This is a genomic window from Pseudaquabacterium rugosum, from assembly GCF_038066575.1.
In the GTDB taxonomy this organism is placed as follows: Bacteria; Pseudomonadota; Gammaproteobacteria; order Burkholderiales; family Burkholderiaceae_C; genus Pseudaquabacterium; species Pseudaquabacterium rugosum.
The window spans coordinates 97,619-114,543 of the sequence record NZ_JBBUTF010000017.1; the positions used below are offsets into that span (position 1 = coordinate 97,619).

Below are 16,925 nucleotides of genomic sequence, written 5' to 3' on the forward strand. Positions count from 1 at the left end.
GCGCAGCGCGCGTCGGGGCTTCAAGGACTGCGGGGGCGGCAGCCGACGGATCACCCGGTGCGTGGTCGCGCGGCCGGGAAACACATCATGTACGGCCGTCGCTGAACGTGGGCTGACGTCGGTCAACGTCATGCTGCAGTGCAGCAATGCGGCGGATGATACCGCGTGCGGCGCGCGGCGCGGCAGCGGATCGACCCGCAGGCCCCCGCGCGTGCAGGACCGCCGTGCAGCAGCGCATGCGACACAGCCCGGACGGAGCCGGGCTGTGCGCGGGGTCCGGACCGATCCGGACGGTGGCGGCGGGCTGGCCGCCGGCGGGGATCAGACCACCGCGGCGATCGCGGCGACGACGTGGTCGATGTTCTTGCTGTTGAGCGCGGCCACGCAGATGCGGCCCGAATCGACGCCGTAGACGCCGAACTCGGCGCGCAGGCGCTCCATCTGGGCCTTGCTCAGGCCGCTGTAGCTGAACATGCCGCGCTGGCGGGTGATGAAGCTGAAGTCGGTCTTGACGCCGGCGGCGGCCAGCTTCTCGACCAGCAGGGTGCGCATCTGCTTGATGCGCACGCGCATGCCGGCCAGCTCCTCTTCCCACTGGGCGCGCAGGGCCGGCGTGTCCAGCACGGTGGCGACCATCTGGGCGCCGTGGGTCGGCGGGTTGCTGTAGTTGGTGCGGATGGCGATCTTCAGCTGCGACAGCACGCGCTTCTGCTCATCGGCATCGGCGCAGACCACGCTCAGGGCGCCGACGCGCTCGCCGTACAGGCTGAAGCTCTTGGAGAAGCTGGTGGCGACGAAGAAGCTGTCGACGCCGTTGGCCAGGAACTGCTGCACCACGGCGCCGTCCTCGGCAATGCCGTCACCGAAGCCCTGGTAGGCCATATCCAGGAAGGGCACCAGGCCCTTGGCCTTGACGGTGGCGATGACCTGGTCCCACTGGGTCGGCGTGATGTCGTAGCCGGTCGGGTTGTGGCAGCAGGCGTGCAGCACGACGACGGTGCCGGCGGCCGCCGCGTCCAGGTCGGCCAGCAGCGCGTCGAACTTCACGCCGCGGTTGTCGGCGTCGTAGTAGGCGTAGGTGCCGACCTCGAAGCCGGCGTTGGTGAACAGCGCGCGGTGGTTCTCCCAGCTCGGGTCGCTGATCAGCACCTTGGCCGTCGGGTTCAGCTTCTTCAGGAAGTCGGCGCCGACCTTCAGGCCGCCGGTGCCGCCGATGGCCTGCACGGTGGCCACGCGGCCGGCCTTCAGCACGGCGCTGTCGGCGCCGAACACCAGGCCCTGCACCGCCTTGTCGTAGGCGGCGATGCCGTCGATCGGCAGGTAGCCGCGCGGCTTGGCGGCCTCGGTCATCGCGGCTTCGGCCGCCTTGACGCAGGCCAGCAGCGGCAGCTTGCCGGCGTCGTCGAAATACACGCCCACGCCGAGGTTGACCTTGGCGGGGTGGGTGTCGGCGGCGAATTGCTCGTTCAGGCCCAGGATGGGGTCACGCGGGGCGAGTTCGACGGCGGCAAAGAGCGTCATGGCGGAGATCCGTTCGACGGTGGCGGGAGGGAAGGAAGGACGGCTGGAGGGACCCGGGCACACGGCCTGCCAGGTGGGCTGCACCCGGCAGGGACGGCGCGCAGGCCTTAAGCTGTGGCGGCTGTGGTGCCGGACACCGCGCGGGCCCGAAGGCCCGCCGCGTCCGGCGCGAAGCGCGAGATTTTAGCGCCACCCCTTCCGGCGCCCCCTGGGAAACCCGATGCCTGCAGACGACGACCGTTCCGCCCCCGTGACCGATGCCAGCGCCGGTGCCGCCGACGCACCCGCCGGCCAGTTCGTCAGCTACCCCGATTCGCCGTTCCAGCTGTTCCAGCCCTATCCGCCGGCCGGCGACCAGCCCACCGCCATCGAGGCCCTGTGCGAGGGCATCTCCGACGGCCTGGTGCACCAGACGCTGCTGGGCGTCACCGGCTCGGGCAAGACCTTCACGATGGCCAACGTGATCGCCCGCACGGGCCGGCCGGCCATCGTCTTCGCGCCCAACAAGACGCTGGCCGCGCAGCTGTACGCCGAGTTCCGCGAGTTCTTCCCGAAGAACGCGGTCGAGTACTTCGTCAGCTACTACGACTACTACCAGCCCGAGGCCTACGTGCCGCAGCGCGACCTGTTCATCGAGAAGGACAGCTCGATCAACGAGCACATCGAGCAGATGCGGCTGTCGGCCACCAAGAGCGTGCTGGAGCGGCGCGACACCATCATCGTGGCCTCGGTCAGCGCCATCTACGGCATCGGCAAGCCCGAGGACTACACGCAGATGCGCTTCATCGCGCGGGTGGGCGACAAGATCGGCCAGCGCGAGGTGATCGCCCAGCTGGTGCGCATGCAGTACCAGCGCAACGACGTGGACTTCAGCCGCGGCGCCTTCCGCGTGCGCGGCGACACCATCGACGTCTTCCCGGCCGAGCACTCCGAGCTGGCCATCCGCATCGAGCTGTTCGACGACGAGATCGAGTCCCTGAGCCTGCTCGATCCGCTGACCGGCCGCGTGCGGCAGAAGATCCCGCGCTTCGTCATCTACCCGTCCAGCCACTACGTGACGCCGCGCGAGCGGGTGGTCGCCGCGATGGAGACCATCAAGCAGGAGCTGCGCGAGCGGGTGGCCGAGCTGGTGAACGCCGGCAAGCTGGTCGAGGCCCAGCGCGTCGAGCAGCGCACCCGCTTCGACCTCGAGATGCTGCAGGAAGTCGGCCACTGCAAGGGCATCGAGAACTACACCCGCCACCTCAGCGGCGCCAAGCCCGGCGAGCCGCCGCCCACGCTGGTCGACTACCTGCCGGGCGATGCGCTGATGTTCCTCGACGAGAGCCATGTGCTGATCGGCCAGCTCGGCGGCATGTACAACGGCGACCGCGCGCGCAAGACCACGCTGGTCGAGTACGGCTTCCGCCTGCCCAGCGCGATGGACAACCGGCCGCTGAAGTTCGACGAGTTCGAACGCAAGATGCGCCAGTGCATCTTCGTCACCGCCACGCCGGCCGACTACGAGAAGACCCATGCCGACGCGGTGGTCGAGCAGGTGGTGCGGCCGACCGGCCTGGTCGATCCGATCGTCGAGGTGCGCCCGGCCGGCACCCAGGTCGACGACGTGCTGCAGGAGATCCGCGACCGCGTCGAGAAGAACGAGCGCGTGCTGATCACCACGCTGACCAAGAAGATGTCCGAGCAGCTGACCGACTACCTGACGGACAACGGGGTCAAGGTGCGCTACCTGCACTCGGACGTCGACACCGTCGAGCGCGTCGAGATCCTGCGCGACCTGCGCCTGGGCACCTTCGACGTACTGGTGGGCATCAACCTGCTGCGCGAGGGCCTGGACATCCCCGAGGTCTCGCTGGTGGCCATCCTCGACGCCGACAAGGAAGGCTTCCTGCGCGCCGAGCGCAGCCTGATCCAGACCATCGGCCGCGCCGCGCGCAATGCCAACGGCCACGCCATCCTCTACGCCGACCGGATCACCGACTCGATGCGGCGCGCGATCGACGAGACCGAGCGCCGGCGCGCCCGGCAGATCGCCCACAACCTGGCGATGGGCATCACGCCGCGCACGGTGAGAAAGCAGGTCAAGGAGCTGATCGACGGCGTGGTCTCGCAGGCCGACGACCGCTCCAAGGTCAAGGCCATGGTCGAGGCCGCCGAGGTCGAGGGCCTGAACGAGAAGGATCTGGCCAAGCGCATCAAGGCGCTGGAAAAGCAGATGCTCGACCACGCGAAGAACCTGGAGTTCGAGAAGGCCGCCCGCATCCGCGACCAGCTCGCCCTGCTGCGCGAGCAGGCCTTCGGCGGCGGGGCGGCCCATGACGCGAATGTGGTGCCGCTGGTCGGGGCGGGGGGGCGCACGGCTTGAGCGCCACCGGCGGTCATGCCGCCGCGCAGGTTCAGCGCGACGTGATCAGCCCGTGGTGCAGCGCGAAGCGCACCACCGCCGCCAGGTGCGGCAGCTTCAGGCGGTGCGTCAGCGCACGCCGCAGTTCGGCGACCTGACGCGCGGTCAGGCCCAGGCCCAGGGCCTGGTCGGCGGCGCTCAGGCCCTGGGCGATGCCCAGCAGCAGGGTCTCGTCGAGCGGGCTCAGGCTGGGCGGCGCGACGTCGTCCGTCGCCTCGGGCCAGGGCGGCGGCTGACGGCGGCCGTCGGCCACGTCCTGGACCGCGTCGAGCAGTTGCCCGGCGCCGGCCAGCGGTGCGACCCAGGCCCAGATGCGGCCGCGCGGCAGCAGGGACTCGACCACGTCGGGCCGGTTCTCCGGCCGCCAGACCAGCACCCGCGGGCCCTGGTTCTCGTCCAGCTGGCCGAGCAGGCGCAGCAGCGCGCCCGTGCCCCAGCGCAGATCGGCCAGCAGCAGGTCCGTCTGGCGTTCGCCGAGCTCCTGCAGCGCGATGTCGGCGTCCTCGTCGGCGCCGATCACGCGGTGGCCGGCCCGTTGCAGCACCTGCGCCAGCGCGTCGCGGGCCAGGCCCCGGCGGGCCAGCAGATACAGCCGGCAGCTGGTCGCGGCCAGCGGCCGTGCGAGCGCGGTCTGCGGCAGTTGGCCGCCGTCGTCGTCGGAGCCCGGAGCCTGACGCATGGCCTCAGCCCTGACCGAAGATCTGCACCGAGCGGGCCACCGTCTCGGCCTGCCCGTTCAGCGAGGAGGCGGCCGCCGCCAGCTCCTCGACCATCGCGGCGTTCTGCTGCGTCAGGTTGTCCAGATCGGCCACGGCCTCGTTGACCTGGGCCACGCCCTTGCTCTGCTCGCCGGCCGCGTTGCTGATCTCGCCGATCAGCGTGCACACGCGCTGCACCGCGTCCTGCGTCTGGCGCGTCGATTCGCCCGTGGTCTCGGCCAGCCGGCTGCCGGCCTCGACCTTGGTCGACGAGTCCTCGATCAGCAGACGGATCTCGCGGGCCGCACCGCTGGTGCGCTGGGCCAGGGCCCGCACCTCGGCGGCCACCACCGCGAAGCCGCGGCCGGCCTCGCCGGCGCGGGCGGCCTCGACGGCGGCGTTCAGCGCCAGGATGTTGGTCTGGAAGGAGATGCCCTCGATCGTGCCGATGATCTCGCCGATGCGCTGCGAGGACTGGCGGATCTCGGTCATGCGGTCGGCCACGTCGCTGGCGGCCTGGCCGCTGCGCGCGGCGACCGTGGCGGCCTCCTGGGCCAGCTGCGTCGCGCTCTGGGCCGTCGCGGCGGTCTGCCGGATGGTGCCGGTGATCTGCTCCATCGACGCGGCCGTCTGCTGCAGGCTGCTGGCCTGCGACTCGGTGCGCGAGCCCAGATCCGCGTTGCCCTTGGCGATCTCCTCGGACGCCAGCGTGATGCCGTCGACCTGGCGCCGCACATCGCCGACGATGGCCTGCAGATTGACGTTGAGCTGGTTCAGCGCCCGCGTCAGCTGGCCGACCTCGTCGTTGCGCCGCGGGGGCAGGGCCTGCGACAGATCCCCGGCCGACATGCGACGGGCCACGGCCACCGCCTCGTGCAGCGGCGCGATGGCCTGCTGGCGGACCCACGCCGCCAGACCCAGACCGAGCAGCAGCGCCAGACCGAGCTCGGTGCCCAGGCCGACCCCCAGACCACTGTGGTCCAGGGCGTGGCTGATCGCGACCGCCGCCAGCGTGCCGACCACCACCTTGGCGCCCAGCAGGCGGCCGTGGTCCGGGCTCAGCGCGCGCCGCAGGCGCGGGCCCCAGCCGTCGCGCATGAGCTCGCCACGGTTCAGGCGGTGCACGATGCGGCCGTCGGCGGCCTCCTGGCGCATCTGGGCGTACAGCCGTTCGGCCGCGGCCACCTCGTCGCGACCCGGGGTGGTGCGCACCGACATGTAGCCGCTGATGCGACCCCGCTCCAGCACGGGCGTGACGTTGGCCCGGACCCAGTAGTGGTCGCCGTCCTTGCGCCGGTTCTTCACCAGCGCGGTCCAGGGCTCGCCGGTCTTCAGCGTGGCCCACATGTCGCGGAAGGCTTCCGGCGGCATGTCCGGGTGGCGGATCAGGTTGTGCGGCTGTCCGATCAATTCCTCGACCGTGTAGCCGCTGACCCGCACGAAGTCCGGATTGCAGTAGGTGATGTGGCTCTGCAGATCGGTGGTCGAAACCAGTGTCGTGCCTTCGGGCAGCAGGTACTCGCGTTGGGTGACCGGTCCGTTGTGGCGCATGGTGGTGGATTCCTGGACATGAACTGACAGGCTCGATGCGGCGCCTCCCTTGCCACCACTGCGCAAGACCCTGCCGCCGCCATGCCTGTTCCTGTTGGCGGTATCGGCAGCCGACGGCCCGCGCTCAAGCCGTCGCCTGTCGGACATTCTTGACAGCCACCGTGCGGAGCCGCGCATCCTGCGGCAGGCCGTGAAAACCCGGTCACGGTATGCTCGACGCCATGATTCGGCAGTGGTTCCGTCGCTCTCCTGCGCCGCGCGTGCGCGTCCTCATGATCTGCATGGGCAACATCTGCCGCTCGCCGATGGCCGAGGCCGTGTTGCGGCAGCGCCTGCAGGCGGCCGGGCTCGACGCGGTGGTGGCGGTGGAGTCGGCCGGCACCACCTCGTCGCACCGTGGTGAGCCGCCGGATGCGCGTGCGGTCGCCCGCGCCGAGGCCCGCGGCTACGACCTGCAGGGCCAGCGCGCCCGCGGCCTGCGCGAGGTCGATCCGTCGACCATCGACCTCGTGCTGTGCATGGACCGCCGCAACCTGGAATCCCTGCAGGACCGCTGGCCACAGGACCGGCTCGACCGGGTCGCGCTGCTGCTGTCGGCCCTGCCCGGCGAGCCGGCGGGCGGCGCCGAGGTGCCTGATCCCTACTACGGAACCGAGGCCGGTTTCGACCGTACGCTGACCCTGATCGAGTCCGGCTGCGATGCCTGGATGCCCCGCATCGAGGCGCTGGCCCGCGCCGCCGTGCCGGATTGAACCGGCGGCCACCACGGCCCGCGTCGACGCCGGCTGAGCCGGATCAATGTCGAGTGTTTTAGTGGGTCTATGGTATAGTTGAGTCCTGCGGTCGGGATCCGGCCGCCGCCCGTGGATGACCGTCCGCGGGGCCGCTTCTGTCGTCAGGCCAGCCGCAAGCCCGCCTCCCGCGGGTTGGCACGCAGGCTGCTCGTCCAGGAGCACCACAGGAGAATTCCATGCGTCTGACCACCAAGGGCCGTTTCGCCGTCACCGCGATGATCGATCTGGCCTTGCGCTCGAACAACGGGCCCGTGGCCCTGGCGGCGATCAGCCAGCGCCAGCAGATCTCGCTGTCCTACCTCGAGCAGCTGTTCGGCAAGCTGCGTCGCCACGAGCTGGTCGAGTCCACCCGGGGTCCCGGCGGCGGCTATTCCCTCGGCCGCAAGGTCGAGGAGATCACGGTGGCCGACATCATCGTCGCCGTCGACGAGCCGATCGACGCCACCGGCTGCTCCGGCAAGGAGAACTGCATGGGCGACGAGGCCGGCCGCTGCATGACGCACGACCTGTGGGCCAGCCTGAACCAGAAGATGATCGAGTATCTGGACTCGATCTCGCTGAAGAAGCTGGTCGAGGACCAGCTGGCCAAGGGCGTGTCGATCGAGGAGGCGCCGATCAAGCGCGCGATCTCCAGCGTCCCGGTCGTCAAGCCGATCAAGGTCACCGCGCCGAACTCGGTGTTCGCGCTCGGCAGCGTGCTGACCAAGTGAGTTCCGGCCGGCGCGCCGCGCCGGCCATCCGATGACCCCGTCCGGTCCGTGTCTGTGTGCGGGCCCGGACCGATGTTTTCCGCACTGCGCCCCTCCGGCGCCCGAGCCATGACCCCGCATCTCCCGATCTACCTCGATTACGGCGCCACCACCCCGTGCGACCCGCGTGTCGTCGACGCGATGATCCCCTGGCTGCGCGAGCACTTCGGCAACCCCGCCAGCCGCAGCCATGCCTGGGGCTGGGAGGCCGAGGAAGCCGTCGAGAAGGCCCGTGTGCAGGTCGCCCAGCTGATCGGTGCCGACCCGCGCGAGATCGTCTGGACCTCGGGTGCGACCGAGTCCAACAACCTCGCGCTCAAGGGCGCCGCCCAGTTCTACAAGGGCAAGGGCCAGCACATCGTCACGGTCCGCACCGAGCACAAGGCGGTGCTCGACACCGTGCGTGAACTGGAGCGCCAGGGCTTCCAGGCCACCTATCTGGACGTCGAGCCCGACGGCCTGCTGGACCTGGAGAAGTTCACCGCCGCGCTGCGGCCCGACACCATCCTGGTCTCGGTGATGCTGGTCAACAACGAGATCGGCGTCATCCAGGACATCGCCGCCATCGGCCGCATCTGCCGCGAGCGCGGCATCGTCTTCCACGTCGATGCGGCCCAGGCCACCGGCAAGATCGCCATCGATCTGGCGAACCTGCCCGTCGACCTGATGAGCCTGGCCTCGCACAAGACCTACGGCCCCAAGGGCATCGGCGCGCTGTACGTGCGCCGCAAGCCGCGCGTGCGCCTGGAAGCGCAGATGCACGGTGGTGGCCACGAGCGCGGCATGCGCTCGGGCACGCTGCCGGTGCACCAGATCGTCGGCATGGGCGAGGCCTTCCGCATCGCCCACGAGGAGATGGCCAGCGAAGGCGCGCGCATCCGCGCGCTGCACCAGCGCCTGCGCGACGGTCTGGCCGACATCGAGCAGACCTTCGTCAACGGCGACCTCGAACGCCGCGTGCCCCACAACCTGAACATCAGCTTCAACTTCGTCGAGGGCGAGTCGCTGCTGATGGGTGTCAAGGGCCTGGCGCTGAGCTCGGGCTCGGCCTGCACCTCGGCCAGCCTGGAGCCCAGCTACGTGCTGCGCGCGCTCGGCCGCTCCGACGAACTGGCCCATTCCAGCCTGCGCATGACCATCGGCCGTTTCACCACCGAGGCCGAGATCGACGAGGCGGTGCGCGTGCTGCGTGAACAGGTCGCGCGCCTGCGTGAACTCTCGCCGCTGTGGGACATGTACCGCGACGGCATCGACCTGAACTCGATCCAGTGGTCGGCGCACTGAACGCGTCCCGCTGACGATCCCCTGACTTCCGGAGTCCGCTCATGGCTTACAGCGACAAGGTCATCGACCACTACGAGAATCCCCGCAACGTCGGCGCCTTCGACAAGGGCGACGACGACGTCGGCACCGGCATGGTCGGCGCGCCGGCCTGCGGCGACGTGATGAAGCTGCAGATCAAGGTCAACCCGGCGACCGGGCTGATCGAGGATGCCAAGTTCAAGACCTACGGCTGCGGCTCGGCCATCGCGTCGAGCTCGCTGGTCACCGAGTGGGTCAAGGGCAAGTCGCTGGACCAGGCCCTCGAGATCAAGAACACCGCGATCGCCGAGGAACTGGCGCTGCCGCCGGTCAAGATCCACTGCTCGATCCTGGCCGAGGACGCGATCAAGGCGGCCGTCGACGACTACCGCGCGCGCCACGCCGGCGCGCCCGACGCGGCCTGAAGGTCGTCCGGGATCGCACCGCATCCGCTCTTTTGCCCAACCAGGAGTCCACGGCCATGGCCGTCACCTTGTCCGAAGCCGCCGCCCGTCACGTCACCCGTTATCTGAGCCGTCGCGGCAAGGGTGTGGGCGTGCGCCTGGGCGTCAAGACCACCGGCTGCTCGGGTCTGGCCTACAAGCTGGAGTACGCCGACGAGATCGCGCCCGAGGACATCGTGTTCGAACACCTGGGCGTCAAGGTGCTGATCGATCCCAAGAGCCTGCCCTACCTGGACGGCACTGAGCTGGACTTCGTGCGCGAGGGGCTGAACGAGGGTTTCAAGTTCCACAACCCGCGCGAGAAGGACCGCTGCGGCTGCGGCGAGTCGTTCCGCGTCTGACGCGGCGGGGTGCGCGGGCCGGCATGGCGGCCCCGGGCTTGCTTGGCCTTGAGTGCGATGCGGGCCGTGGGGCCCGCTCCTGCAGCTTCCGCGACACCCGGGTGTGACCGACATGAGACTCGACGACGACGACTTCACGCTGTTCGACCTGCCGCAGCGCCACGCGCTGGAGCGCCCGCTGCTCGACGAGCGCTGGCGCCAGTTGCAGGCCGCCGCCCATCCGGACCGTTTCGCCTCCGAGGGCGCCGCGGCCCAGCGCCTGGCCATGCAGTGGGCCGTGCGCATCAACGAGGCCTACCAGCGCCTGCGCGATCCGCTGAAGCGGGCCGCCTACCTGGTCGAGCTGCGCGGCGGGGCGATCGATGCCGAGCGCAACACGGCGATGCCGCCGGCCTTCCTGATGCAGCAGATGGAATGGCGTGAAGCGCTGGACGAGGCGCGCGGCCTGGAGGCCGTCGAGCACATCGACGGGCAGGTCGCCGCGCACGAGAAGGCGCTGCTGGCCGCTCTCGGCCGCACGCTCGACGAACCCGGCGTCGATCTGGCCCAGGCCGCCCAGCAGGTGAGGGCGCTGATGTTCGTCGCGAAGTTCCGCGAGGACATCGGCCGCCGGCTGGAGGCCTACGACGCCTGAGCCCGGCCTGCACCGTCACCGCCCGATCCCGATTCCCTGATCCGTCTTCCTTCCGTATCCGACCCGCGAGCGCTGACCGATGGCCCTGCTGCAGATCTCCGAACCCGGGCAGTCGCCCGACCCGCACGCACGTCGCATCGCCGTGGGCATCGACCTGGGCACCACGCACTCGCTGGTGGCCGCCGTGCGCCACGGTGTGGCCGAGTGCCTGCCTGACGGCCAGGGCCGGGTGATCCTGCCCTCGGCCGTGCGCTATCTGGACGGCGGCCGGCGCCAGATCGGCGCCGACGCGCTGGCGGCCCAGGCCGAGGATCCCGAGCACACCGTCGTCAGCGTCAAGCGCCTGATGGGCCGCCGTCTGGCCGACGTGGCCGGCGCCGACCGTCTGCCCTACCGCTTCGTCGACCAGCCGGGCATGGTGGCCATCGACACCCGTGACGGCGTGAAGTCGCCGGTCGAGGTCTCGGCCGAGATCCTGGCCACGCTGCGCCAGCGCGCCGAGGACACCTTCGACGACGAGCTCTACGGCGTGGTCATCACCGTGCCGGCCTATTTCGACGATGCCCAGCGCCAGGCGACCAAGGACGCCGCGCAGCTGGCCGGCCTGCACGTGCTGCGCCTGATCAACGAGCCGACCGCCGCGGCCGTGGCCTACGGCCTGGACAGCGGCCGCGAGGGCCTCTACGCCGTCTACGACCTGGGTGGCGGCACCTTCGACATCAGCCTGCTGCGCCTGCACCGCGGCGTGTTCGAGGTCGTGGCCACCGGCGGTGACGCGGCGCTCGGCGGCGACGACTTCGACCATGCGCTGGCCGACTGGGCGCTGGCTGCCGCCGGCCGCCGGACCGTCACGCCGCAGGACAAGCGCGCGGTGCTGGTCGCCGCCCGTGCCGCCAAGGAGGCGCTGAGCGCGGCCGATGCGGTCGAGCTGCGCTGCACGCTGGCGGACGGAGCGCTCGCCGTGCCCGTCAGCCGGGCCGAACTGGACGCCGCCTGCGCGCCGCTGATCGCGCGCACGCTGTCGGCGGTGCGCAAGGTGCTGCGCGATGCCAAGGTGGCGCGCGACGAGGTCGAGGGCGTGGTGATGGTCGGCGGCTCGACCCGCATGCCGGCCGTGCGCACGGCGGTGGGCGAGCTCTTCGGCCGCGCGCCGCTGACCGATCTGAACCCCGACGAGGTGGTGGCACTCGGCGCCGCCATCCAGGCCAATGCGCTGGCCGGCAATGCCCAGGATGGCGAGCTGCTGCTGCTGGACGTGACGCCGCTGTCGCTGGGTCTGGAGACCATGGGCGGGCTGGTCGAGCGCATCATCGAGCGCAACAGCACCATCCCGGTGGCCAAGGCGCAGGACTTCACCACCTTCAAGGACGGCCAGACCGCGATGGCGCTGCACGTGGTGCAGGGCGAGCGCGAGCTGGTGGCCGACTGCCGCTCGCTGGCCCGTTTCGAACTGCGCGGCATCCCGCCGATGGCCGCCGGCGCGGCCCGCATCCGCGTCACCTTCCAGGTCGATGCCGACGGTCTGCTCGGCGTGCGCGCCGAGGAGCTGACCTCGGGCGTGCAGGCCGAGGTCACGGTCAAGCCCAGCTACGGCCTGGCCGACGACCAGATCGCCCGCATGCTGCAGGAGGGCTTCGGCCATGCCGAGCAGGACATGGCCGCGCGCCGTCTGCGCGAGGCCCGCGTCGAGGCCGAGCGCATGACGCTGGCCACGCGCGCCGCGCTGGAGGCCGATGGCGCGCTGCTCGACGAGGACGAGCGTCTGGCCGTCGAGCGCCTGCTGGAAGCGCTGGCGACCACCGCCGCGGCCGACGACCATGCGGCCATCGACACCGCGGTCGAGACCCTGGCCCATGGCACCGAGGAATTCGCGGCCCGCCGCATGAACCGCAGCATCCAGGTCGCGCTGACCGGCCGTCGCGTCGACGCGCTGTGAGCACCGCCGGGGTGGCCGGCCCAGGCCCGTCCCGGCTGCCCGTGACCTGACCCCCGCCTTCCGCATCCGGAGCCATCGCCCATGCCCGTCATCAAGATCCTGCCCCACGCCGAACTCTGTCCCGAGGGCAAGGAAATCCGCGCCGCCCGCGGCACCAGCGTCTGCGAGGCGCTGCTCGACCACGGCGTCGAGATCGAGCACGCCTGTGACAAGTCCTGCGCCTGCACCACCTGCCACGTGATCGTGCGCCAGGGTTTCGCCAGCCTGAACGAGGCCGACGAGACCGAGGAGGACCTGCTGGACCGCGCCTGGGGCCTGGAGCCGCAGTCGCGGCTGAGCTGCCAGGCGATCGTCGCCGACCAGGACCTGGTGGTCGAGATCCCGAAGTACACGATCAACCACGCGCGCGAGCACCACTGATCGGCGGCAGGGGCCTCGGTGCCCCGCCGCGGGCCGGCCCTCCGCGGGCCGCCCTCAGTCGCGCGGCCGGAAGCTCAGGATCATCACGGCCGGGATGCGGCCGTTGTCCAGCGGCAGGCGCTCGGTGCGGTCGATGGCCCGCAGCAGGGCCGCGTCCCAGGCCGGCGTGCCGCTGGGCTTGACCAGGCGGCGACTGACGATGGCGCCGTCGGGCGCGGTGCGCACCTCGACCTCGGCCACCGGATTGCCGATGTCGTCCGCCGGGAAGCGGATGTTGGGCTTGATCGCCGAGCGGATGCGGCCGGCGTAGGCGGCCGACGGTGCCGCGTCGCGGTCGGCCGTGCCGCCGGGCGTGGCGCCACCGCCGCTGCCGGCATCGGCCTTGCCCGTGGCCTGGGCCGACGTGGCCGCCGCCCCCGCGGCGCCCAGGATGCGCTTGAGGTTCTCCTCGCGCTGGCGCGCCAGCGCCTCTTCCTGCGCCTTGGCCTTGGCCTCTTCCTCGCGGCGGGCCTTGGCCTTGGCGTCGGCTTCCTTCTTCGCGTCGGCCTTGGCCTTCGCATCGGCCTCGCGCTGGGCCTCGGCCTTGGCCTTCGCCTCGGCGTCCTTCTTCGCGTCCGCCCGGGCCTTGGCGTCGGCTTCCTTGCGGGCCTCTGCCTTGGCCTCGGCCTCCTTGCGGGCCTTGGCCTGTGCCTCGGCGTCGCGGCGCTGGGCCTCGGCCCTGGCTTTCGCCTTGGCCTCGCGCGCGGCTTCCTCGCGCTCGCGTTCGCGTTGCTCGGCCTTCTCGGCCTTTTCCCGTGCGATCTCGGCCTGACGGTCGGGCACCGGCGGCGGTGGCGGCGGGGCCGGGCGGGGCGGCGCCTTCGGTGCCGGGGGCGGCGGCGGTACCGGCGACGGTGGCGGTGTGGGCGCCGGGGACGGCTCGGGCGGCGGACTGGGCGCCGGCTCCGGCGTGACGGCCCGCGGTCCCGGCGCGGCCACCTTGGGCACGGCGGCCCAGAGCTCGGCGCTGACCACCGGCTCGGGACGGTCGAGCTTCCAGTCGAGCTGCAGGCTGAGCGCGCCGATCAGGCCGGCGTGCGCCAGCAGCGCCAGCAGCAGACCGGTGCCCATGCGGTCGCTGCGCGGCGGCTGCAGCGGTCCACCCGGCAGGGCGCTCAGGGCAGCGGCGGCGGCCACCGACGTGGCCGTCCCCGGCATCGCGGCACTCATCGTCCGGACTCCGTGGCGGCGCGGCTCATCCACCCTGGCGCACGGCCAGGCCGACCCGGGCCACGCCGCCGCGCTGCAGCCGGTCCATGGCCTTGACCACGGTCTCGTAGCGCACCGACTTGTCGGCCGAGATCACCACCGGCACCTGGGCGTCGCCGTCCTGCAGCGTGCGCACGCGGGCCAGCAGCTCGGCCGGGCTCACGTCCGCGGGCGGATCGTCGTTGCGGCGCAGCCGCCAGCCGGTGTCGGACTCGATCAGCACCTCGATCACCGCGCTCGGCCTGGCAGCGGCCTTGCCCACGCTGGGCAGGTCGACCACGCCGGTGGTGATCAACGGGGCGCTGACCATGAAGATGATCAGCAGCACCAGCATCACGTCGATGAAGGGCACCATGTTCATCTCGGCCATGGCGCGGCGGCTGCGGCGGCCGGACGAGCGGCTGACGACGGCGGGCATCGGATCGGACCTCGGCGCCGGGCTTCAGCGCGCGGCCGGCGTCTGCGCGCCGGCGTTGCGTTGCAGGATGTTGGAGAACTCCTCGATGAAGCTCTCGAGCTGGATCGCGATGCGGTCGATGTCGCGCGCGAAGCGGTTGTAGGCGATCACCGCCGGGATGGCGGCGAACAGGCCGATGGCGGTGGCCACCAGTGCCTCGGCGATGCCCGGCGCCACCGTGGCCAGCGAGACCTGCTGCAGCTGGCTCAGGCCGACGAAGGCATGCATGATCCCCCAGACGGTGCCGAACAGGCCGACATAGGGGCTGACCGAGCCGACGCTGGCCAGGAAGCCGACGTTGCCCTCGATCGCGTCGAGCTCGCGCGTCAGGCTGGCGCGCATCGCGCGGCGGGCGCCGTCGAGCTGCGAGCCCGGGTCCAGCCGCCGTTCGCGCAGCTTCAGGAACTCGCGCATGCCGCTGGCGAAGATGCGCTGCATCGGTGCGCTGTCCTCGGCCTGGCCGCCGCTGGTGCGGGCGGCGGCGGTGCTGTAGAGGTCGTTGAGGTTCTTGCCCGACCAGAACTCGCGCTCGAAGTCCTCGTTGCCCTGGCGCAGGCGGCGCAGGCCGAAGAGCTTGCCGAAGATCACGGCCCAGCTGGCCAGCGAGGTCAGCAGCAGGCCGGCCATCACGAGCTGCACGACCGGGCTGGCCTGCAGCACGAGCGAGATCAGCGAGAAATCGGCGGGGGAGGCGGCAGCCGTGGTCATCGGTCGGACAGCAGTTCGGGAAGAGGACTGGGAAAGCGGCGCGGGCGGAAGGTTCCCGCATCGACGCAGCCGATGCGGATCGTGCCGTCGCACAACAGCGTGGCGGGGCCGTCGGCGTGGCAGCGCCAGGCCTGCTGGGCCAGCAGCATCGAGACGCGGCCGGTCTCCACCGGCTGCACGGTGATGCGCAGCAGGTCGTCGAGGCGGGCCGGCGCACGGTAACGCAGCGCGGTCTCGGCGACGACGAAGATCGCGCCGCTGGCCTCACGCAGCGCCTGCTGGCCGATGCCGAGCGCGCGCAGCCACTCGGTGCGGGCGCGTTCGAAGAACTTCAGGTAGTTGGCGTAGAACACCACGCCGCCGGCGTCCGTGTCTTCCCAGTAGACGCGCACGTCCCAGGTGAAGACCGGCGGGGCGTCGGCCGCGCCCGGCGGCAGCCCGCTGCGTTCGGCGCTCATGCGCCCGCGCGCGAGAGCACGCGCTCCAGCCGCCAGAGGGCCTCGTCGAGCACGGCCTGGCTGCTGGCATAGCTCAGGCGCAGCCAGCGGCCGGGCTCGGCGCGGCCGAAGTCGCGGCCGGGCGTCAGTGCCACGTGGGCGCGTTCCATCAGCTGCAGCGCGAAGTCCCAGCTGTCGGCGGCATGGGCGCGGCAGTCGGCGTAGGCGTAGAAGGCGCCGTCGGGCATCACCGGCACGTCCAGGCCCAGGCGCCGCAGCGCCGGCACGACGGCGTCGCGGCGCTGGCGGAACTCGGTGCGGCGGCGCTCGTACTCGGCCAGCGATCCGGGTGCGAAGCAGGCCAGCGCCGCATGCTGGGCGATGCTCGACGGGCAGATGTAGAGGTTCTGCGCCAGGCGTTCGACCGGGGCGACCAGGGCCTCGGGCAGCACCAGCCAGCCCAGGCGCCAGCCGGTCATGCCGAAGTACTTGCTGAAGCTGTTGACGCTGACGACGTGCTCGCCGAGCGCCAGCGCGCTCTGGCCATAGGCTGCCTCGTAGCTCAGACCGAGGTAGATCTCGTCGATGACGGTCACGCCGCCGTGGGCCTGCACCCAGGCGTCGATGCGCGCCAGCTCGTCGGCCGGAATCGAGGTGCCGGTCGGGTTCGACGGCGAGGCCAGCAGCACGCCGCGGGTGGCCTCGCCCCAGGCCGCGCGCACCATCGCCGCGTCGAGCTGGAAGCGCTGGGCCGGCCCGGTGGGCAGCAGGCACGGCGTGGCGTCGGCCGCGGCGACGAAGTGCCGGTTGCAGGGATAGCAGGGGTCGGGCATCAGCACCTCGTCCCCGGCCTGGAACAGCGCCAGGCAGGCCAGCTGCAGCGCGGCCGAGGCGCCGGCGGTGATGACGATGCGCTGCGGTGCGATGTCCAGCCCGAAGCGCTGCGCGTACCAGGTCGACAACGCCTCGCGCAGCGCGGCGGTGCCGGTGGCGTCGGTGTACTGGGTGCGGCCGTCGCGGATCGCCCGCTCGGCGGCCTGCTGCACCAGCGGCGGTGCGCCGAAATCGGGCTCGCCGATGTTCAGGAACAGCATGGGCTCGCCGCCGCGCGCCGGATCACAGGCCGGGCTGGCCGCGAGGCGCGCCGCGGTCTTGGCGCACTCCATCACGTAGAAAGGCTCGATGTGGTCGAGCCGGGACGCCAGGCGCATGGGGCGGTCGCGGAAGGTCGGTCGCGGAGGCGGTGGGAAGGCTGCACGGC

Annotated in this window: 17 protein-coding genes; 9 read left to right on the forward strand and 8 right to left on the reverse strand. The window is 71.5% G+C overall.

Annotation, left to right across the window (positions count from 1 at the left end):
* Nucleotides 1–321: 321 nt before the first annotated feature.
* Nucleotides 322–1,521, reverse strand: a complete 1,200-nt coding sequence (locus AACH11_RS18105) for an amino acid aminotransferase (protein ID WP_341375657.1) — start codon at nucleotides 1,519–1,521, stop codon at nucleotides 322–324.
* Between the two features lie 220 nt (nucleotides 1,522–1,741).
* On the opposite strand from AACH11_RS18105, the gene uvrB reads away from it, so the two are divergent.
* Nucleotides 1,742–3,886, forward strand: a complete 2,145-nt coding sequence (gene uvrB / locus AACH11_RS18110; protein WP_341375658.1) for an excinuclease ABC subunit UvrB — start codon at nucleotides 1,742–1,744, stop codon at nucleotides 3,884–3,886.
* A gap of 31 nt (nucleotides 3,887–3,917) precedes the next feature.
* On the opposite strand, the gene AACH11_RS18115 is transcribed toward uvrB, so the two are convergent.
* Both AACH11_RS18115 and AACH11_RS18120 read right to left on the reverse strand, forming a co-directional pair.
* Nucleotides 3,918–4,604 (reverse strand): hypothetical protein, encoded by a 687-nt coding sequence (locus AACH11_RS18115; RefSeq protein WP_341375659.1) that lies wholly within the window; start codon nucleotides 4,602–4,604, stop codon nucleotides 3,918–3,920.
* A gap of 4 nt (nucleotides 4,605–4,608) precedes the next feature.
* Nucleotides 4,609–6,174 carry a methyl-accepting chemotaxis protein gene (locus tag AACH11_RS18120; RefSeq protein WP_341375660.1) on the reverse strand — a complete coding sequence of 522 codons (1,566 nt, stop codon included), beginning with the start codon at nucleotides 6,172–6,174 and terminating at the stop codon, nucleotides 4,609–4,611.
* Nucleotides 6,175–6,434: 260 nt separating this feature from the next.
* Here AACH11_RS18120 and AACH11_RS18125 point away from each other — a divergent pair, with 260 nt between their 5' ends.
* The 8 genes from AACH11_RS18125 (at nucleotide 6,435) to fdx (ending at nucleotide 12,814) form a co-directional block, all read left to right on the forward strand.
* The gene (locus tag AACH11_RS18125; RefSeq protein ID WP_341375661.1) at nucleotides 6,435–6,926 is read left to right on the forward strand and encodes a low molecular weight protein-tyrosine-phosphatase; all 492 of its coding nucleotides are present in this window, start codon (nucleotides 6,435–6,437) and stop codon (nucleotides 6,924–6,926) included.
* Between the two features lie 218 nt (nucleotides 6,927–7,144).
* On the forward strand, nucleotides 7,145–7,678 hold the full coding sequence (gene iscR / locus AACH11_RS18130) for a Fe-S cluster assembly transcriptional regulator IscR (protein WP_341375662.1): 534 nt from the start codon (nucleotides 7,145–7,147) through the stop codon (nucleotides 7,676–7,678).
* 108 nt (nucleotides 7,679–7,786) lie between these two features.
* On the forward strand, nucleotides 7,787–9,001 hold the full coding sequence (locus tag AACH11_RS18135; RefSeq protein WP_341375663.1) for an IscS subfamily cysteine desulfurase: 1,215 nt from the start codon (nucleotides 7,787–7,789) through the stop codon (nucleotides 8,999–9,001).
* A gap of 41 nt (nucleotides 9,002–9,042) precedes the next feature.
* Nucleotides 9,043–9,444, forward strand: a complete 402-nt coding sequence (gene iscU, locus AACH11_RS18140; RefSeq protein WP_341375664.1) for a Fe-S cluster assembly scaffold IscU — start codon at nucleotides 9,043–9,045, stop codon at nucleotides 9,442–9,444.
* A 56-nt stretch (nucleotides 9,445–9,500) separates the two neighbouring features.
* Complete coding sequence (gene iscA, locus AACH11_RS18145; protein ID WP_341375665.1) at nucleotides 9,501–9,824, forward strand: iron-sulfur cluster assembly protein IscA; 324 nt, start codon at nucleotides 9,501–9,503, stop codon at nucleotides 9,822–9,824.
* A 112-nt stretch (nucleotides 9,825–9,936) separates the two neighbouring features.
* Nucleotides 9,937–10,458: a Fe-S protein assembly co-chaperone HscB gene (gene hscB / locus AACH11_RS18150; protein WP_341375666.1), complete on the forward strand. Its 522-nt coding sequence runs from the start codon at nucleotides 9,937–9,939 to the stop codon at nucleotides 10,456–10,458.
* Between the two features lie 79 nt (nucleotides 10,459–10,537).
* Nucleotides 10,538–12,394 (forward strand): Fe-S protein assembly chaperone HscA, encoded by a 1,857-nt coding sequence (gene hscA, locus AACH11_RS18155; RefSeq protein WP_341375667.1) that lies wholly within the window; start codon nucleotides 10,538–10,540, stop codon nucleotides 12,392–12,394.
* An 81-nt stretch (nucleotides 12,395–12,475) separates the two neighbouring features.
* Nucleotides 12,476–12,814, forward strand: a complete 339-nt coding sequence (fdx, locus tag AACH11_RS18160; RefSeq protein WP_341375668.1) for an ISC system 2Fe-2S type ferredoxin — start codon at nucleotides 12,476–12,478, stop codon at nucleotides 12,812–12,814.
* A 54-nt stretch (nucleotides 12,815–12,868) separates the two neighbouring features.
* On the opposite strand, the gene tolA is transcribed toward fdx, so the two are convergent.
* The 5 genes from tolA to AACH11_RS18185 are packed head-to-tail and all read right to left on the reverse strand — an operon-like array spanning nucleotide 12,869 to nucleotide 16,875.
* On the reverse strand, nucleotides 12,869–14,023 hold the full coding sequence (tolA, locus tag AACH11_RS18165) for a cell envelope integrity protein TolA (protein ID WP_341375669.1): 1,155 nt from the start codon (nucleotides 14,021–14,023) through the stop codon (nucleotides 12,869–12,871).
* Between the two features lie 25 nt (nucleotides 14,024–14,048).
* Nucleotides 14,049–14,480, reverse strand: a complete 432-nt coding sequence (locus AACH11_RS18170; RefSeq protein WP_341375670.1) for an ExbD/TolR family protein — start codon at nucleotides 14,478–14,480, stop codon at nucleotides 14,049–14,051.
* 24 nt (nucleotides 14,481–14,504) lie between these two features.
* Nucleotides 14,505–15,227 carry a protein TolQ gene (gene tolQ, locus AACH11_RS18175; RefSeq protein WP_341375671.1) on the reverse strand — a complete coding sequence of 241 codons (723 nt, stop codon included), beginning with the start codon at nucleotides 15,225–15,227 and terminating at the stop codon, nucleotides 14,505–14,507.
* Entirely contained in the window at nucleotides 15,224–15,685 is a 462-nt protein-coding gene (gene ybgC / locus AACH11_RS18180; protein WP_341375672.1) for a tol-pal system-associated acyl-CoA thioesterase, read from the reverse strand. The genes tolQ and ybgC overlap by 4 nt, the downstream gene beginning before the upstream one ends.
* The gene (locus tag AACH11_RS18185; protein ID WP_341375673.1) at nucleotides 15,682–16,875 is read right to left on the reverse strand and encodes a pyridoxal phosphate-dependent aminotransferase; all 1,194 of its coding nucleotides are present in this window, start codon (nucleotides 16,873–16,875) and stop codon (nucleotides 15,682–15,684) included. The genes ybgC and AACH11_RS18185 overlap by 4 nt, the downstream gene beginning before the upstream one ends.
* Nucleotides 16,876–16,925: the final 50 nt, after the last annotated feature.